17 protein-coding genes and 1 pseudogene are annotated in these 17256 nt (G+C 50.7%); 13 read left to right on the forward strand and 5 right to left on the reverse strand.

The window, feature by feature from the left end:
• Window positions 1–6 precede the first annotated feature (6 nt).
• Together KUO20_RS05680 and KUO20_RS05685 are read left to right on the forward strand one after the other, a co-directional pair.
• Entirely contained in the window at window positions 7–1290 is a 1284-nt protein-coding gene (locus KUO20_RS05680; RefSeq protein ID WP_235041917.1) for a TRAP transporter large permease, read from the forward strand.
• A 170-nt stretch (window positions 1291–1460) separates the two neighbouring features.
• Window positions 1461–2192 (forward strand): SIMPL domain-containing protein, encoded by a 732-nt coding sequence (locus KUO20_RS05685; protein ID WP_235041918.1) that lies wholly within the window; start codon window positions 1461–1463, stop codon window positions 2190–2192.
• 14 nt (window positions 2193–2206) lie between these two features.
• Here the strand turns inward: KUO20_RS05685 and greB are convergent, their stop codons facing one another.
• The gene (gene greB / locus KUO20_RS05690; protein WP_235041919.1) at window positions 2207–2740 is read right to left on the reverse strand and encodes a transcription elongation factor GreB; all 534 of its coding nucleotides are present in this window, start codon (window positions 2738–2740) and stop codon (window positions 2207–2209) included.
• Between the two features lie 160 nt (window positions 2741–2900).
• On the opposite strand from greB, the gene KUO20_RS05695 reads away from it, so the two are divergent.
• The 6 genes from KUO20_RS05695 (at window position 2901) to cysN (ending at window position 8191) form a co-directional block, all read left to right on the forward strand.
• Entirely contained in the window at window positions 2901–3560 is a 660-nt protein-coding gene (locus KUO20_RS05695; RefSeq protein ID WP_235041920.1) for a TRAP transporter TatT component family protein, read from the forward strand.
• Between the two features lie 72 nt (window positions 3561–3632).
• Window positions 3633–4331: an NUDIX domain-containing protein gene (locus KUO20_RS05700; RefSeq protein ID WP_235041921.1), complete on the forward strand. Its 699-nt coding sequence runs from the start codon at window positions 3633–3635 to the stop codon at window positions 4329–4331.
• Between the two features lie 38 nt (window positions 4332–4369).
• A complete protein-coding gene (locus tag KUO20_RS05705) occupies window positions 4370–4816 on the forward strand; it encodes a DUF1249 domain-containing protein (protein WP_235041922.1) in 447 nt (148 codons plus the stop codon).
• Window positions 4816–5565, forward strand: a complete 750-nt coding sequence (locus tag KUO20_RS05710) for a phosphodiesterase (RefSeq protein ID WP_235041923.1) — start codon at window positions 4816–4818, stop codon at window positions 5563–5565. The genes KUO20_RS05705 and KUO20_RS05710 overlap by 1 nt, the downstream gene beginning before the upstream one ends.
• A 177-nt stretch (window positions 5566–5742) precedes the next feature.
• Entirely contained in the window at window positions 5743–6735 is a 993-nt protein-coding gene (gene cysD, locus KUO20_RS05715; RefSeq protein ID WP_235041924.1) for a sulfate adenylyltransferase subunit CysD, read from the forward strand.
• A 13-nt stretch (window positions 6736–6748) separates the two neighbouring features.
• A complete protein-coding gene (gene cysN / locus KUO20_RS05720; protein WP_235041925.1) occupies window positions 6749–8191 on the forward strand; it encodes a sulfate adenylyltransferase subunit CysN in 1443 nt (480 codons plus the stop codon).
• A 71-nt stretch (window positions 8192–8262) separates the two neighbouring features.
• Here the strand turns inward: cysN and KUO20_RS05725 are convergent, their stop codons facing one another.
• From KUO20_RS05725 to KUO20_RS05735, 3 genes are all read right to left on the reverse strand, one after another.
• On the reverse strand, window positions 8263–9072 hold the full coding sequence (locus tag KUO20_RS05725) for an ABC transporter substrate-binding protein (RefSeq protein ID WP_235041926.1): 810 nt from the start codon (window positions 9070–9072) through the stop codon (window positions 8263–8265).
• Between the two features lie 75 nt (window positions 9073–9147).
• Window positions 9148–9894, reverse strand: a complete 747-nt coding sequence (locus tag KUO20_RS05730) for an ATP-binding cassette domain-containing protein (RefSeq protein WP_235041927.1) — start codon at window positions 9892–9894, stop codon at window positions 9148–9150.
• Window positions 9891–10595, reverse strand: a complete 705-nt coding sequence (locus tag KUO20_RS05735) for an ABC transporter permease (RefSeq protein WP_235041928.1) — start codon at window positions 10593–10595, stop codon at window positions 9891–9893. The genes KUO20_RS05730 and KUO20_RS05735 overlap by 4 nt, the downstream gene beginning before the upstream one ends.
• Window positions 10596–10862: 267 nt before the next feature.
• On the opposite strand from KUO20_RS05735, the gene KUO20_RS05740 reads away from it, so the two are divergent.
• Together KUO20_RS05740 and KUO20_RS05745 are read left to right on the forward strand one after the other, a co-directional pair.
• A complete protein-coding gene (locus tag KUO20_RS05740) occupies window positions 10863–11978 on the forward strand; it encodes an App1 family protein (protein ID WP_422823122.1) in 1116 nt (371 codons plus the stop codon).
• 110 nt (window positions 11979–12088) lie between these two features.
• Window positions 12089–12763: a zinc metallopeptidase gene (locus KUO20_RS05745; RefSeq protein WP_235041930.1), complete on the forward strand. Its 675-nt coding sequence runs from the start codon at window positions 12089–12091 to the stop codon at window positions 12761–12763.
• Between the two features lie 102 nt (window positions 12764–12865).
• On the opposite strand, the pseudogene KUO20_RS05750 reads toward KUO20_RS05745, so the two are convergent.
• A pseudogene (locus KUO20_RS05750) lies at window positions 12866–13024 on the reverse strand (DUF1698 domain-containing protein); the annotation flags it as partial.
• A 352-nt stretch (window positions 13025–13376) separates the two neighbouring features.
• Between KUO20_RS05750 and KUO20_RS05755 the strand changes: the two are divergent.
• From KUO20_RS05755 to KUO20_RS05765, 3 genes are all read left to right on the forward strand, one after another.
• Window positions 13377–14744, forward strand: coding sequence for an MmgE/PrpD family protein (locus KUO20_RS05755; RefSeq protein WP_235041931.1), 1368 nt, complete (start codon window positions 13377–13379; stop codon window positions 14742–14744).
• Window positions 14745–15282: 538 nt separating this feature from the next.
• On the forward strand, window positions 15283–15732 hold the full coding sequence (locus KUO20_RS05760) for a tripartite tricarboxylate transporter TctB family protein (protein ID WP_235041932.1): 450 nt from the start codon (window positions 15283–15285) through the stop codon (window positions 15730–15732).
• Window positions 15733–15741: 9 nt separating this feature from the next.
• A complete protein-coding gene (locus KUO20_RS05765; protein ID WP_235041933.1) occupies window positions 15742–17250 on the forward strand; it encodes a tripartite tricarboxylate transporter permease in 1509 nt (502 codons plus the stop codon).
• Window positions 17251–17256 lie beyond the last annotated feature (6 nt).

Here is a 17256-nt window from a genome sequence, read left to right on the forward strand (position 1 = left end):
AACCACATGGCTGTGAGTATTGCTATTGGCGCACTGTTTTTGCTGTTTCTTGTAGGGACGCCCGTCGCCTTCGCGCTGTTTTTTTCTACGTTTCTTTACTTCATTGTCGGGGCCGATCAGCCGACGATGCTGCTGATTCAACGCCTGGCTGGGGGCTTGGAATCCGTATCGTTATTAGCGATACCGTTTTTCATTATGGCCGGCGTGTTCATGAACTATTCCGGCATTACGGACCGGCTGCTCAAACTAGCAGAGCTGCTTACACGGCGTATGCACGGTGGTTTGGCGCAGGCCAACGTTCTGTTAAGCACCTTTATGGGCGGGCTGTCTGGCTCTAACATTGCCGATGCCGCGATGAACTCAAAACTGCTGGTGCCTAGCATGACCGCTAAAGGCTATCCCAAGCCTTTTTCCAGTGCGGTAACGGCAGCTTCGTCGTTAATTACCTCTACTATCCCTCCCGGTATTGCATTGATCGTCTATGGCTACGTCAATAACGTATCGATTGGGCGGCTATTTCTGGCGGGGGTGGTGCCCGGCGTGTTGATGGCCATCAGCTTGATGGTGTTGGTGTCTTATTTATGCCGTCGGAATAACTATCAGCCGCCTGAGCGCAGCAAAGTGAGTCGCCATGAGTGGGTTAGCGTCACGCGGGCTGGCATCATCGCCTTAATGCTGCCGCTGGTTGTGATCGGGGGCATTCGTATTGGTGTCTTCACGCCAACCGAAGCCGGCGCTATTGCGGTGCTCTACGCGCTGATTGTAGGGGTCTTCGTTTACAAGCAGATGTCGGTCAAGAGCATTGCGCTGGCCACCAATGAATCACTGTTGGCGTCGGTCAATGTGCTCTTTATCATCGCTGTCGCTTCGGGCTTTGCGCGTTTTCTTACCTGGGAGCAGATCCCTCAGGAAATCGCTATGCTGCTGTCTTCAGAGGTGGGTAGTGCCATTGTCTTCCTGCTGTTGGCCAACTTGCTGCTGCTGGTGCTGGGAATGTTTCTGGAGGGCAATGCGATATTGATTGTGCTGTCTCCGTTATTAGCCCCTGTGGCTGCTCAGTTCGGCATCGATCCGGTTCACTTTGGTATCATTTTTATCATTAATGCCACGATTGGAACCATAACGCCGCCCTTGGGCACCGTCATGTTCACTACCTGCAGCATCACAGGCGTCAAGGTTGCGGACTTTATACGTGCGGTCATGCCATTCTGGATGGTGATGGTAGGCATACTGCTACTGACCACCTTTGTGCCGGCGATCTCTCTTGCCCTGCCCGCGTTAGTTTTCTAACCGTTCTGTTTATATCCCTTTGCTTGTCTAAATAGATAAAGGCGCAGAAGATTCTTCTGCGCCTTTATCCTTGAAATTGCCACATTCAGCCACCGACGAGGCAGCCATTCGGGTCTATGATGTGTCACAAGCATTGGGCGATTTGACAGGCGTTAGTCGAGGTGGCCGTTATGACAGGAAACGTTCGAAATACTGCGGTGCTGGGCAGTGCCGTTTTGCTAGGCGGCCTGCTCGCATTGGGGCTCGTGTGGAGCGGCAGCTACATCAAAGGGGCGGCTGAGGTATGGCAGCAGTCGTCGCGTAGCGTCACCGTGCGAGGGTTGGCCGAGCGAGACGTCGAGGCCGACTTGGTATTGTGGCCGTTTAACTACACGGTGAGCGCCAATAGTTTAAGTGATCTAGAGCAGCAGCTAAGCAACGGCGAGGGAGCAATTCGCGATTTCCTCCAAGCTCAAGGCTTCGCTCCCGAGCATGTGAGCTCGACACCGCCACGCATTACTGATCAGTACAGCAACCAGTACGGTGGCGGCCAACGCCCCGATGAGCGCTACCGTGCCGAGGCAACGCTGCTATTGCGCTCACCTGACGTGGAAGGGGTGATTGAAGCGATTCCCAATGCGACCTCGTTAGTGCGAGAGGGCGTACTGCTTTCACCTAGCTACGAATACCGCACGGAATTTCTGTTTACGGGCCTTGATGCCATTAAGCCTGAAATGATTGCGGCCGCAACGGCGGATGCGCGTAACGCTGCACAGCAGTTTGCTGAAGATTCGGGTAGCCAAGTGGGCCAGATACGCCAAGCGACCCAAGGCTACTTTTCGATTGAAGATCTAGATAGCTACACGCCGCAAACCAAGCGCGTGCGCGTGGTGACTACGGTCGACTACTCGCTAAAGGATTGAGCCTTACAGCGTCGCTATGAGCCGGTGTAATCGATGACGGTGATGGTATAAAACGTATAGCCGTTAGGCGTAAGCACTTTTGCTTCTTCACCGACCTGTTTACCTAGCAGCGCTTTGGCCATGGGGGCATCGATACTGATCCAGCGCTTTTTGGTATCGATCTCATCGTGGCCAACAATTCTAAGATGAACCTGCTCGCCGTTTTCATCTTCCAGGCTCACGTAGGCACCAAAAAACACTTTGCTGGTGTCGGCGGGAAGACGGTCAACAATTTGCAGCTCATCCAAACGCGTCGTCAGGTAGCTAATTCGCGCAATCACGCGATTTAGCTCTTTCTTATTATAGGTGTAATCAGCGTTTTCACTGCGATCGCCCTGGGCTGCGGCTTCGCCGACTTTGGCCGAAATTTCCGGGCGTTTAACGCGTGACAGGTGATCTAAAATAGCGCGTAAGCGTGAAGCGCCCTCGCTGGTAATCAGGTTGCTCTTAGGGGCTTGACGCGGATCTTTTGCTGGATCGCGCCAGCGGGTCATGTTGCGGCCTTTCATTACCGGTTCCCTATTATGTATCGAGCTATCTACCTTACGTTAATTGCGGGAAGCATACCAAGCAACATGCGACTGGCGAATCATTCAAACGTTCGTTACATTGTTGGAGAGGCCCGCCGTTGTTAGGTCTCCACGGGACAACAATAATTTAGGAGCATGTATGCGAACTCTGTCTTTTTCACGTCTACCGTTAGCGCGCTCGTTAATGGCGATCCTCATTGGCAGCGCGCTTACGCTGTCACCACTTGCCGCCACGGCCTCTGAAGGCGAGCTGTTCTCGCTCAAGAATCGCTGGGAACATACCGTCACCGACATGCCGGTGAATGAGCGGGAAAGCACCCTGAAGGCGCTGGCGGTAGAAGCAGGGCAGTTGGCTGAGCAACATCGCGATAACGCCGACGTGCTGGTCTGGCAGGGCATTATATTGGCGTCTTATGCCCGTGAACGGGGCGGTTTAGGGGCGCTGGGCACCGCGGGTGATGCTCGTGATGTGCTTGAGCAGGCAATTGAAATTGATCCCCAGGGTAGCAACGGCTCGGCTTATGTCACCCTAGGTGCTTTATACGACCGTGCACCGGGGCGCCCCATCGGGTTTGGTAATAGCGATACCGCCGAGCGGATGTTCCAACGTGCTTTAGAGATTCGCCCCGACGGCATTGACGTTAATTATTATTACGCAGCTTTTCTAAAAGAAGAGGGCAATGAGCAGGCCGCCCGGGAACATGCGCAGCGCGCGGTAGAAGGTGCGGCCCGCGATAGTCGACAGGCGTCTGATGAAGCCTTGCGACGTGATGCACAGGCAATGCTAAGCGAGCTTTAACCTAGCGTCTGAATTGGCATTCCCAGTGGCAAGCATTGATAATAGCGTCATTATCATCACTGGGAGTGCCTCATGGCGACCCGCTCCAAGAACGTATCTTCTCCAGGCTCTGTACAGCCAGCCGCTCCTTTTAAGAACACCACGCTTAGCGTTGCGTTGCTAAATGGCGACGACGTTGAGCTGTTCAAGCGTGAAACGCTGCACCAGGGGTTTTTTCGTCTCGATGGGTTAGAGCTCCGTCACCGCCTCTTTGAAGGCGGTTGGAGCGAGCCTATGCGCAGAGAAGTGCACAGCCGCTTTGATGCGGTAGGGGTACTGCTTTACGATCCAGAGCGTGATTCACTGGTGTTAATCGAGCAGTTTCGTGCGGGCGCCGTTGATGATGCTTTATCGCCCTGGAAGCTAGAGTTTGTGGCCGGCTTAGTGGAAAAAGGCGAGTCGCTGGAAGACGTTGCCCGCCGAGAGGCGTGGGAAGAAGCCGGCTGTAAAGTAACGGAGCTCACCAAGCTGCACACTTATTACCCAAGCCCCGGTGCCTGCAACGAGCAAGTGACTTTGTTTTGTGGTTTGGTAGATACCCAAGGATTAGGCGGTATCCACGGGTTAGATGAAGAGCATGAAGATATTCGTGTCCACGTGGTGCCGTTTGCTAATGCTTGGGAACTATTGGGCCTGGGAAGACTCGACAACGCCATGTGTTTGATTGGGCTACATTGGTTAAACAGCCAACGAGCGTCACTGCGCGCCGCCTCTCAGCGGGCGTCGATCTAACGTAAAATACATGCAAAAGTAAAAAACGAGGAGTGAACATGGCGAGAACGGCCTATGTCACCGATTTAAAATCGCTCCAGGGGGAGTGCAGCGCCAACTACTTACGTCTGGTGCGCCTGGTCGGCGATATGGAGGCCGGCCAGCGTCGTGATATCGCCCTGCGGGGAGATAAACAGCATTTTGGTGACTTGCATCTTTATATTCACGAGCAGGCGCCTTACACCACGATGGTGGATGTGTTTCAAAGCGGGCCGCTAGATACCGTCATGGAAAGCCCGCGTATGCGCGTGCATCTCTATCACGATGTGCGCATGGCGGAAGTGACCGACTTTCAACGTGAGCGCCATTTCAACGGCCGCTATCGGTATCCCAATGCCCGCATGCATCAACCGGATGAAAAGCTTCAACTGAACCGCTTTTTAGGTGAATGGCTGGCTCATGGTCTTGCCCACGGCCACAGCGTTGACGTGCCGGAGATTCCCTAATGCGCCTGGTGCAAGTTACCGATGCCCACCTTTACGCTGATATCAATGCGCGTTCTCGGGCGGGCGTGCCCTGGCGGCAATTTCAGCAGGTGTTAAGCGCGGTGGCGGACGAGCAGCCTGATATCGTGCTATTCAGTGGCGATATCAGCCAAGACGAGTCCGCTGAATCTTATGCCTTAGCGGTTCAGGCCATGGACACACTGCCGTGCCCCTGGTATTGGCTGCCAGGCAATCATGATCAGCTGGCGCTAATGACCGCCGAGCGCCCGCTGATGAATGACGTAGCGTGTGGTGCATGGCGTTTGCTGCTGCTTAATACGCGCGTGGAGGGCAAGCCTTTTGGGGAGCTGGGCAGCGAGCGATTAGCGGCATTAGACGAGCAGCTAAAAGCAGATGATCGGCCGACGCTGATTGTGATGCACCACCCGCCAGTGGACGTTGGCGCCGCATGGATGGACGCCATTGGTCTGCAAGATAGAGAGGCGTTTTGGCAGCTGCTGAGCACGTATCCTCAGGTTAAGGTCATCCTGTTTGGTCACGTGCACCAAGCCTATGCCCAGCGTCATGAAATAACCAGCCATGAAGTAAGCCACCATGAGATCGGCGTCTACGGCTGCCCGGCAACGGCCGACCAGTTTTTACCCGGTGCTGAGCATTTTGCTATTGATGAAGCGTCACGGCCCGGCTATCGGGTGATCGACCTAGAAGGACGCGAGTGGCAAACCTGGGTCGAGCGCGTCGCGGTATAGCTATTTTACGGCTATGAATATCTCGATAGTCGATAAAGATATAAAAAGATAGTTATTAATTCTTTTGGGTTATTATAAGCCCAGCGTTACCCTACCTGCATTCGAACGTACATTTTAAGAACGTACACTGTATTTAATAGCTTGTACGATGAGCTAGTTCTTGCGAGGTATGGGCACATGACCCAATTTTCTACACTGTCCTCAGAGATACCGTCTTTAAAAACGGTCTCTTCATCGCCACTGCGCGAAGTGTCTGTTACACCTGACGCCGCGCGCTTGACCCACCTTAAACAGTTAGAAGCTGAGTCTATCCATATCATCCGTGAAGTTGCGGCTGAGTTTTCTAACCCGGTCATGATGTACTCGATCGGTAAAGACTCTTCGGTCATGCTGCACCTAGCGCGTAAGGCCTTTTATCCCGGTACGCCGCCATTCCCGCTGTTGCACGTTGATACGACGTGGAAATTCCGCGAGATGATCGAGTTTCGTAACCGCATGGCGGCGGAAGCGGGTATGGAGCTGATCGTGCATACCAATGAAGAAGGGCGAGCCGCCAATATCAATCCTTTTGATCACGGCAGCGCTAAATATACCGACATTATGAAAACCCAGGCGCTCAAGCAGGCGCTGGACAAGCATGGATTTGATGCCGCTTTTGGCGGCGCGCGCCGTGATGAAGAGGCGTCGCGGGCCAAAGAGCGCGTTTACTCATTTCGCGACAAATACCATCGCTGGGACCCTAAAAATCAGCGCCCTGAACTGTGGAATGTGTATAACGCCAAGGTCAATAAAGGCGAGTCAATTCGCGTGTTTCCGCTTTCCAACTGGACCGAGCTGGATATCTGGCAGTACATCTATCTAGAGTCGATTCCTATTGTACCGCTGTACTACTCGGCCAAGCGCCCCATCGTTGAGCGCGACGGTATGCAGGTGATGGTCGATGACGATCGCCTGCCGCTGGCGACTGGTGAAGTGCCTGAAGAAAAGTCGGTACGGTTTAGAACGCTTGGCTGTTACCCGCTGACTGGTGCGGTGGAATCAACGGCCGCGACGCTTCCGGAAATTATCCAAGAGATGCTGCTGACCCGAACAAGTGAGCGAAGTGGCCGTGCCATTGACCGCGACCAAGTCGGTTCGATGGAGAAGAAAAAGCGCGAAGGCTATTTCTAAAGGAGTAGGGCTAATGTCACATCAATCGACGTTAATCGCTGACAATATCGATCAATACCTGCACGAGCACGAAAATAAAGACCTGCTGCGCTTTATTACTTGCGGCAGCGTCGACGACGGTAAATCAACCCTCATTGGCCGTTTGCTTCACGATTCTAAAATGATCTTTGAAGATCAGCTGGCAGCCATTACTCAGGCCTCTAAAACCAGCGGTACTACCGGTGATACCGTCGATCTGGCGCTGTTAGTGGATGGCTTGCAGTCAGAGCGCGAGCAGGGCATTACGATCGATGTGGCGTACCGTTTTTTCTCCACCGATAAACGCAAGTTTATTATCGCCGATACGCCGGGGCACGAGCAGTACACGCGCAACATGGCCACCGGAGCCTCAACGGCGAGCCTGGCGATTATTTTAATCGATGCCCGCTACGGCGTGCAGACGCAAACCCGTCGCCATAGCTTTATTGCCGACCTGCTGGGTATCCAGCACCTGGTCATTGCGGTCAATAAAATGGATTTGGTGGGCTTCTCCGAGCAGCGTTTTAACGAAATAGTGGCTGAATACCGTGCGTTTGCCACGAACCTTCAGGCGCCGGACATTCGCTTTGTGCCTATGTCCGCGCTGAATGGCGACAACGTGGTCAATCGCAGCGAGCAAACGCCCTGGTATTTTACCGCCGACTACCAGGGAAAAACGCTCATTGAGCTACTCGAAAGCGTTGAAATTAGCCGCGATCAGAACCTGACCGATTTGCGCTTGCCAGTTCAGTACGTCAACCGTCCAAATCTTGATTTTCGCGGCTATTGCGGCACCTTAGCGGCGGGCGTATTGCTCCCTGGGCAAGCCATTAAAGTGCTGCCTTCGGGCAAAATATCCAAGGTGGCAAGAATCGTGACCTTTGATGGCGATCTCGCGGCGGCTTATCCAGGCCAGGCAATTACCGTTACCTTGGAAGATGAGATCGATATTTCACGCGGCGACTGGATCGTGGCCGCCGAAAGCGAGCTGCCGCTCTCAAATACCTTTAAAGCCGATATCGTCTGGATGCAGGAAGAGGCATTAACTCCCGGCAAGCTCTACGATTTCAAGTTAGCGACCCGCGATCTTTCCGGCCAGGTCAGTACCATTGATTATCAAATCGATGTGAATACGCTAGAAAAGCATGCCACGCATTCGCTAGGGCTCAATGCTATCGCTCGTTGTGACGTTGAATTGACCGCTGCGATTCCGGTTGATGATTACCGTACCAGCCCTGGTACCGGCAGCTTTATCATCATTGATCGGCTGACCAACGTTACCGTCGGTGCGGGGATGATCAGAGGCGTTGCCGGTGAAGCGAGCGATGCGGCGAAGACCACCGACTGGGCCGCCTTTGAACAAGACCTCAATGCGCTAGTGCGTAAGCATTTTCCCCATTGGGAAGCTAACGATATTAGTAAGCTGTTAGCGCGATAAACTGCATGGGCGGTTAATATATAGCAAAACGGCACGCCTTTAAGGCGTGCCGTTTTGTTTAGACGAGAGGGCTACTCAGCGTTAGGGAAAAACAGCTGCTGTCCATCGACTTCAAAATCGGCAATCGCTTGCTGACCTTCTTCAGATACCAGCCATTCGTGCCACTGAGCGGCCAGGTCATGCTTCAAGTGCGGGTGACGTTCTGCTGAGAGCAGCAGACTGCCGTACTGATTGAACAGCGCCTCGTCACCTTCAAACAGTAGCGTTAAGTCCTGCGGGTTTTCAAACGCCACCCAGGTAGCGCGGTCGGTGAAAGTGTAGGCACCCATGCCCGCTGCCGTGTTGAGTGTAGGGCCCATGCCGCTGCCTAGCTCGCGATACCATTCGCCCTGCGGAGTGATGCCGGCATCTTCCCACAAGCGCAACTCTGCTCGGTTGGTGCCGCTGTCGTCACCGCGCGAGGCGAAGGGGGATTCATTCTCAGCAATCAACTGCAGAGCATCAACAACCGTTTCGCTCTCACTGATGCCGGCAGGGTCACTGCTCGGGCCAACGATTACGAAATCGTTGTACATCACATTAAGGCGCTCAGTCGCGTAACCGTCAGCCACAAACTGCTCTTCACCCGCCGTATCGTGAACCAGCAGGCTATCGGCATCGCCACGGCGGCCTATTTCGAATGCTTGACCGGTGCCTACGGCCACGACGCGAACGTCTATTCCGGTTTTTTCAGTAAAGGCGGGAATAATGGCGCCAAATAGACCCGAATTCTCAGTAGAGGTCGTCGAAGCCAGCGTAATGTAGTCATCGTCTGCTAGTAGCGTGCCGCTCCAGGTTAGGCTCAGAGCGCCTGCTGTCATCAGTGCGGTGGTCTTATTCATTGTAGTGCTCCTTGAACTTTGCTCATCATTGCCAGGGTAAATCAATGTTAATGCCAGTGTGAAGCAAAGCCAGCGCTACCACACCAGCTCGCCGCGAATAAAGGCGCTCGCCTCACTGCAGGTAGGCGCGGAAAAAAATTGCTCGGCGGGGGTGTGTTCAAGCAAATGCCCGTTATGCAGAAACACGACGTCGTCGGCTAAGCGACGTGCTTGGTGCAGGTCATGGGTGGACATCACGATGCGTGTGCCACGGCGATGAAACTCCAGCACCGCATCCTCAACGGCCTTGATGGCAGCAGGGTCTAGTGCAGAGGTCGGCTCATCGAGAAACAGTACCTGTGGGTTCAGCAGCCAGGCTCGCGCTAACGCTAATCGCTGCTGCTCCCCGCCAGACAGCACGCGCGCAGGGCGCTGCGCTAAATGCGCTAAACCAAACTTGTCCAATGCCTGCATCGCCTGAGATTTGCGAGAAACGCTGTGACCTGCTGTGCGACTAAGCGCTGGCCGCAACGTTTTGTTAATGGCTAGCACATAGGTGAGGTTATCAAGCGCTGAGCGGCGCAGCAGTACGGGGCGCTGAAACACCATAGCCTGCGCAGGAGGCGCACCTTGCCAATGCACAGCGCCACTGGTAGGGGTCAATAAGCCATGTGCTAGGCGCATTAGAAGGCTTTTGCCTGCACCGTTCGGGCCCATGATCAGCGTACGCTGGCAGCCCGATAGGCGAAGCGAGATGGGCTTAAGCAACGTATGGCCGCGGTGGGTAAACGCAGCGCCTTCAAACGCAAGTGTCGCCACCGGAGGCGGTTGGCTTGCATTCATCCCAACCTCCTTTTGGCCGCTTCGCCGATCATGTGCGCAATAGCGTTAATCATCGTCACCAGGGAGAGTAAAATAATCCCTAAGCCGAGCGCCATGGGCAGGTTGCCCTTGCTGGTTTCTAAGACAATGCTAGTGGTCATCACGCGAGTCACGCCATCAATATTGCCACCTACAATCATGACCGCACCTACCTCTGCACTGGCGCGGCCAAAGCCTGCCAGAATGACCGTTAGGAGCCCAAAGCGCGCATCCCACAGCAGCGTTGGAATCATGCGTTGGCGCGTTAGTCCTAATGACTGCAGCTGCTCGGCATACTCGCCATGCAGCGTTTCAATCTGCTGGCGGGTCAGTGCGGCGATGATTGGCAGGACTAATATGACCTGGGCGATGACCATGGCAGTAGGTGTAAATAGCAGCCCCCAGCTTCCTAATGGGCCGGCGCGTGAAAGCAGTAGATAGACGCACAGCCCTGCCACGACGGGTGGCAATCCCATTAATGCATTGAGAATGACGATAACGGCATTACGCCCCGGAAACCGCCAAAGGGCCAGGGCAGCACCTAAGGGCAGCGCTAATAAGCTGGCGATCACTACCGCCATAAGTGATACCTGCAGGGACAGCATCACGATGGAAATGAGCGCGCTGTCCATACTCAAAATAAGAGCGAGGGCAGTGCTAAAGGCATTGTCACTGGTTAGCATAGTGGCTGGTCGGCATGGAACGTAGGCATCATTCTTATGTGTAATTAAGCATGATGTACTGAACCGCCAATAATTGCACACCTGACGGGCATTAATTGTGCATCGTGGTTCATCAGCGCTAAGCGATTAGCAGGAGTGCTTGACGCTGTTACCATATACGCCAAACTGATAATTGGCGGTTGCCCCCTGTCATCACGAAAAGGACTGCACGATGAATCAATTACTGAATGGCTTCGTTTACGCTGGCCAGTGCGCTTGATGGGCCTAATGCGCCGGTGGGCAAGCTTTGTCAAAAGGGTAGTGCACATCATTGCCAAGCCTATTAAGGGCGATAGTGGCCGTGGTGGCATGGTGGTTCATCCCTATCGAGGTTACGGCTCACAGAGTGAAGTGTTTGTCATGGGGCGAGTCTTTCGTCAGGCTGCCTTAGGCCGCGCTATCCCACGGCATGGAATGCTGCGTGATACTGCCGACGTTGCACGCCGAATTTTTCGTCGCGGCCTGGCTAACGCCCAGGTCGAAATTCATATTGGCGAAAACCAGCTCTGCGTTGGCACGGATCGCGATGGCTATTTTGACGTGCATTTGCCGATTAGCCACGCCCTGCCCATTGATGTGTCTTGGCACCGTGCCGACATTTTGGTGCATTGCCCGGGCGAGAACCCGGTGCGCGCTCAGGTCGAAGTGTACGTGCCGCCGCCAGAGGCAGATTTACTGGTGATCAGCGATATTGATGATACGGTCATGTTCACCGGCGTGGCCGAAAAGCTTAAAATGCTCTATCGCTTATTCGTTAAAAAACCTCATCGCCGTACTGCCTTTCCCGGCGTAGCAGCGCTTTATCAAGCGTTACATCGTGGCGTTAGTGAGCGCGCCGAACGGCCCATTTTGTATGTCTCGCGTGGGCCCTGGGCAATTTATGAAATGCTCGAGACGTTTTTCCAAATTAACCGTATCCCGGTTGGGCCCATTTTGTTTTTACGCGAGTGGGGGATCTCCTGGCGCCGCCCTTGGCCGCGCCGTGCCGAAGAGCATAAGCGGGATCTCATCGACCGTATGCTGACGCTCTACCACGATATGCCGTGTATTTTGATTGGCGACAGCGGCCAGCACGACCCAGAAGTTTATATCGAGATCGTCAAGGCTTACCCGCACCGCATTAAAGCCATTTATATTCGCCGCGTAGATAAAGATCCTAAGCGGGAAGAGGCGATTCAAAGGCTGCGTGATGAGCTGGCCGGTACCGATTGTGATTTGGTGCTCGCTGCCGACAGCGTGCTGATCGCTGAGCACGCCCACTCCCAGGGCGATATCTCTGCCCATGGCTTAGCGGCGGTGAAGCGCGATGTTGAAGAGCATCGCAATGATCCTGACCCTAGCTAAACAGCCTGGGGCGGTGAGAAATCGTCAACTGCACTTATGCCATGATCATGGTAAAACAATCGGCCTGTTCACGGGCCTAGAGACAGCCCCTTCATCTGCGGTGAATTGCCATGGTCGTTGTGTTAATCGTGCTGGCGCTGGCTATTTTTGTGCTCCCCAATGTATGGGCTAAATGGGTGCTCAAACGCCATACGCGTGGACGCGATGACTATCCGGGAACGGGCGCTGAGCTTGCTGAACACTTGCTTCGCCGCCTAGGCGTGGAGGGCGTCAACGTAGAGCGCACTGAATACGGGGATCATTACGACCCAGAAACGCGCTGCGTTCGCCTTTCATCAGATCATTATGATGGCCGATCGCTCACGGCGGTGACGGTGGCTGCCCATGAGGTTGGGCATGCCATTCAGCATCATCAAGGCTATTCGCCGCTGCTTGCGCGCAGCCGTTTAGTGGGGGTCGCTCAAAAGGCTGAAAAGCTTGGCGCTATTTTAATGATGGCCGCGCCTTTTCTATTCCTATTAACGCGGCTGCCGGGCGGGCTTGCCATCGTTGTGGCGGTGGCGGTTATCAGTTTTGGCACCGCCGCGGTGGTGCATCTAGTGACGCTGCCGGTGGAGTTTGACGCAAGCTTTAATCGGGCGCTGCCGCTGCTGAAAGAATACGTGCCGCCTTATGACATGGCCGGCGCGCGGCACGTACTTACTGCCTGTGCTTTTACCTATGTGGCGGCATCACTCGCCAGCGTCATAAACCTAGGCCGCTGGCTGGTGATTTTACGGCGCTGAGCCTAGCCGTGTTACCTGACAATATTTTATTGAAAATAGCGTGTCTAAAAGGGCTTATTAGCCAAAATGAGCGCTCGACGCGGTGCCAGGCGCCAAAGCCTATTTGAGCTGCTGAAGATGTTCAAGCGGTGCGGGGCGGTGATAGAGCGCGCCCATAGAGAATGCCGTGTCGAAAAAGCCCAGATTCTTGGGTACATCTTCAATACCAACACTGATGGTCAGTGCTGCATTATCTAGCAGGTACGCAACGTTTTTTTGCATGTCGCTAAAGCTACTGAGTGTGGTAAAGCGCCTATCAATAGCTATTTTAGGGATACTGCTGCATTAATTAGATCGGTATTCAAATAATTTATACCCCCCTTAAAAAAACCAATTTGTTGAGCCGCGCTCTTCTATGACATTTTGTAGTACTTATTATGTGCTTAACTATGTCAATAGGATTGGACGATGGACGCATGCCTGCCGATTAATACTGTTTGTTTGTTAAATGATCTAAAGTTTATGAGAGAGCTTTTGTCTTTTGCATAATCTCTTTGGCTAATAAATTTTTATTTATTAAATTATATTCAGAGTTTTTGAATGCTCTCTTCTCTATCTTTAGAGGAAGTTCGCGATGATGTTTTCAAGGGAATTATCAAAATTAATTATATCTTTATGTGATGAAGATCTTACATTAAGTGCTCTGGATAATGCGAAGACGGTTATATTGGATACATTAGGCTGCGCTTTAGCTGGTGCGAATGAGCCAGCCGTCGAAATGTTAGTTACCACTCCTGGTATTGCTACGAAAGGAAACGTTAGGTTAATTGGCCGAACTGAACGATTAGATGTACTCAATGCGGCGCTGGTTAATGGCACGGCGGCGCATGCTTTGGATTTTGACGATGTAAATACAGCCATGGGGGGGCATCCTTCCGCCCCTGTACTTTCTGCATTAATGGCTTGCTGCGAACTTGCACCATATTCTGGAAGAGAGCTGCTGTTAGCATTTATAACGGGATTTGAAACAGAGACTCGTTTGGCGCGTGCGGTTAACTTTCATCACTATCAACTAGGATGGCACCCTACCGCCACGCTGGGAGTATTTGGTGCTGCTGCTGCCTGCGCTAAGTTAATGAAACTGAATGAGGAGCAAGTAGCAACTTCGCTCGCATTTAGTGCAAGCCTAGCCAGTGGGTTGAAAGCTAATTTTGGCACTATGACAAAGCCCTTTCATGTGGGCCATGCCGCGCGTCATGGGCTAATGGCTACATTAATGGCACGCCAAGGATGGACCGCTAGCGCAGATGCATTCGAACACGAACAGGGGTTCTTTAATGTGTTTAATGGTAAAGGTAACTATAACTTTTATCGTGCGCTTGAAGAGTGGGCAGCTCCTCTAGACATAGTATCCCCTGGTATTGGCATCAAGCTTTATCCATGTTGTGATAGTACCCATACTAGTATCGATGCCGTAAGGCTTTTACACGCTGAGCATCAGTTCAATGAGGTTGATATTGAGCGAATTGAGGTAATGATCCATCCTCTTAGGTTAACCCATATCAATCGTCCTAATCTTCGTAGCGCAACAGATGCAAAGTTTAGTGTTCAGTACTGCATTGCATGCATGTTAATTGATAAAAAGATTGATTTTAATAGCTTTTCGCCTTTGGCATACGAAAACTCTAAGGTGCAGGCTTTAATGTCAAAAATTCAAGTGTTTCCACATCCCACCCCTGAACAATCTTCGGTTGGAAACTATCTAACGGATTTTCGTATACAAATGAAGGACGGTATTTGGCTCGAAAAACGAATGGAACAACCGCTAGGTCGACATATTGACGAGCCTGCTCCATTAGAGTTAATCCTAGAAAAATTTGAAAGCTGTGCTTCTTTGGTATTGAAGGCTAGTGCTGTAAAGAAACTCTCCAACGCGGTCATGAATATAGAGAATTTTTCGGATGCTTCTGAACTTGTAAAGCTCTCCTCGCTAGATACTTGAAACGATCGTTAAATAAAGTCAGCTCATTGTCTTTTCGCTAAGCTAATGATTATACTCTAGCTGTATGCATATACTCTCTATCGTCCTCTGGGTAGATTGTAAAGAAATCAATAGTGTAGAAAGAAACGAAAACTCCAGTAGCAGTAGCGGCAACACAAAAAGTTCAAAAGCGGTAAGTTATTCTAAAAAGCGATGGGTTTTATATTGTTTGTTTTAATTAATTTTTTTATGCGTTATATGATTGGCTTTTGTAGTTCCTAAAGATAGCACCATGCGCTAGGAATCAAATTTAGCAGCATGCTGTGAGTGGAGCCGTGTATATGATTAATTAAAAAGATGTTAATAATTAGTCTAATAGACTTTTGTTGTAGATTGTTTTTTTAAATTATTATTTTTTAAGCTATTGTTTTTTAAGTTTTTTTTAATTATATTTTTAATTTTTTTCGGGTATAGGTCGAGGCTATATCTTTTGACAAAAAACGCATTCGATTGCCCTTGGCCTTTTATTTAAAGTGTTATTTCTAACGGAGGGGTTTTAATGAAAATATTTTTAAGGCGAGTCACGCCAACAGGTTGTGCATGTATAGGGTTGCTAGGAGTCGCATTGTTCTTTGTAGTGATAGGGAGTCGTTTGGATTTTGATGCTGCTTTTTTTCCTGTCACTATTTTAGTAGCAATCTCTGCCCTTAGTATCATTCTTTTTTTCCAAGAGGGCCTTTTTAAGGCATCAGATAGTGCCGTTAAAGACTTATCAGTTCCTATTGGTAAGGTTTTGCTAGGGATTTTATTTACAGCTATATATGTATTAGCTGTTCATTTTATAGGTTTTTTCTTCTCTACCTTTATAATGATTCCTATTGTGAGCAAGGTGTTTGGTTATCAATGCTGGTCGCGAAGCATCATTTGTTCATCTGTATTTACAATAATGCTTTATCTTCTATTTGAAATTGCTATGGGAAGAAGTTTGCCCCACGGCCTATTGATCTGAGGTTGACATATGTTTCATGCATTATGGGACGCATTGCCAGGTATTTTGGACTTAAGTAGTCTATTGGCAATTGCAGTGGGTGTTGTCGCCGGTATATTTCTTGGGGCTCTTCCTGGCCTTAGCGCTACACTAGGTATTTCTGTATTACTGCCTTTTACTTTTGGGTTAAGTCCCCAAGTTGCTTTAGGTATGATGGCAGGGATTTATAATGGATCAATGTATGGTGGAGCTATTCCGGCTATTCTGCTTAATATTCCTGGGACGCCTTCTGCAGTAGCGACGACATTTGATGGCTACCCGATGGCGCAGCAGGGGCGCGCAAATGAAGCTTTACGGGTTGCATTAGTTTCTTCCGCTATTGGTGGTATTGCCAGTGGCTTAGCGTTAATGCTTTTAGCACCTCCACTAGGCAGTGCAACACTCATGTTTGGGCCTATTGAGATATTCTGGGTTTCAGTTTTTGGTATTTTGAGTATTGCGTTGTTAATTAAGGGAAATGCAATAAAAGGCCTCATTAGTGCAGGCATAGGCATTTTTGTGGCTACTGTTGGCATTGATCCCGTAAGTGCAAGTGAGCGTTTTACATTTGGTTCTATATATCTTGGTGATGGTATAAGTGTCATTGTACTTCTTATCGGTCTATACGCTCTTCCTCCAGTAATTGATACGCTAACTAATCCTTCATCTAATAATAAACAACACCAAAATAACTATAGTGCTGGAGGTGTTGCATCTTTTATCTCAATGTTAAGATTTTGGAAAACTTGGATAAGATCTTCATTGATCGGTATTGCAGTAGGTATTTTGCCAGGAGCAGGTGGATCATTTGGAACCTTCATTAGCTATAATGAAGCAAAACGCAACGCTCGTAATCCGGATGACTGGGGTAAGGGGGAACCAGAAGGCGTGGCTGCTGCAGAAACTTGCAACAATGCTGATACTGCTGCTTCAATGATTCCTGCGTTGACACTTGGTATACCTGGTACTTCGGTAGCCGCCGTTATGCTTGGTGGTTTTTTAATTCACGGTCTTCAGCCGGGTCCCAATTTGTTCCGAGAGCATCCAGATGCTGTTTTTGGCTTTATGTGGCAGTTCTTAATTGCCTCAGTAATGTTGATTTTTCTTGGTGGATCGGTAGCAACGAGAATTTTTTCGAAAGTTCTTTACTTGCCTAAGCAATTGCTCGCAAGCACCATTTTATCATTGATGGTTGTGGGGGCTTATTCTATTCATGAATCTATGTTCGATGTTTATTTAATGCTTGGTTTTGGCGTTATTGGATATATTCTTGATAAATTGAAATTCCCTATGGCTCCAGTAGTCCTTGGTGTTATTTTAGGTGGCTTTATGGAGTATAACTTTCGGCTATCTATGCTTATGAGTGGTAATGATATTAGTGTCTTGTGGGGGTCTATAACATCTGTAGTTTTGATAGTATTAGTCGTCGGGCTAATAGCTTTAACTCTGCTGAAAGATAAGGTTTCGGCAATGATCGGCAAAAAATACCAACCTAGGTGAGGGCTT

This window comes from Vreelandella profundi (assembly GCF_019722725.1).
Lineage (GTDB): Bacteria > Pseudomonadota > Gammaproteobacteria > Pseudomonadales > Halomonadaceae > Vreelandella > Vreelandella profundi.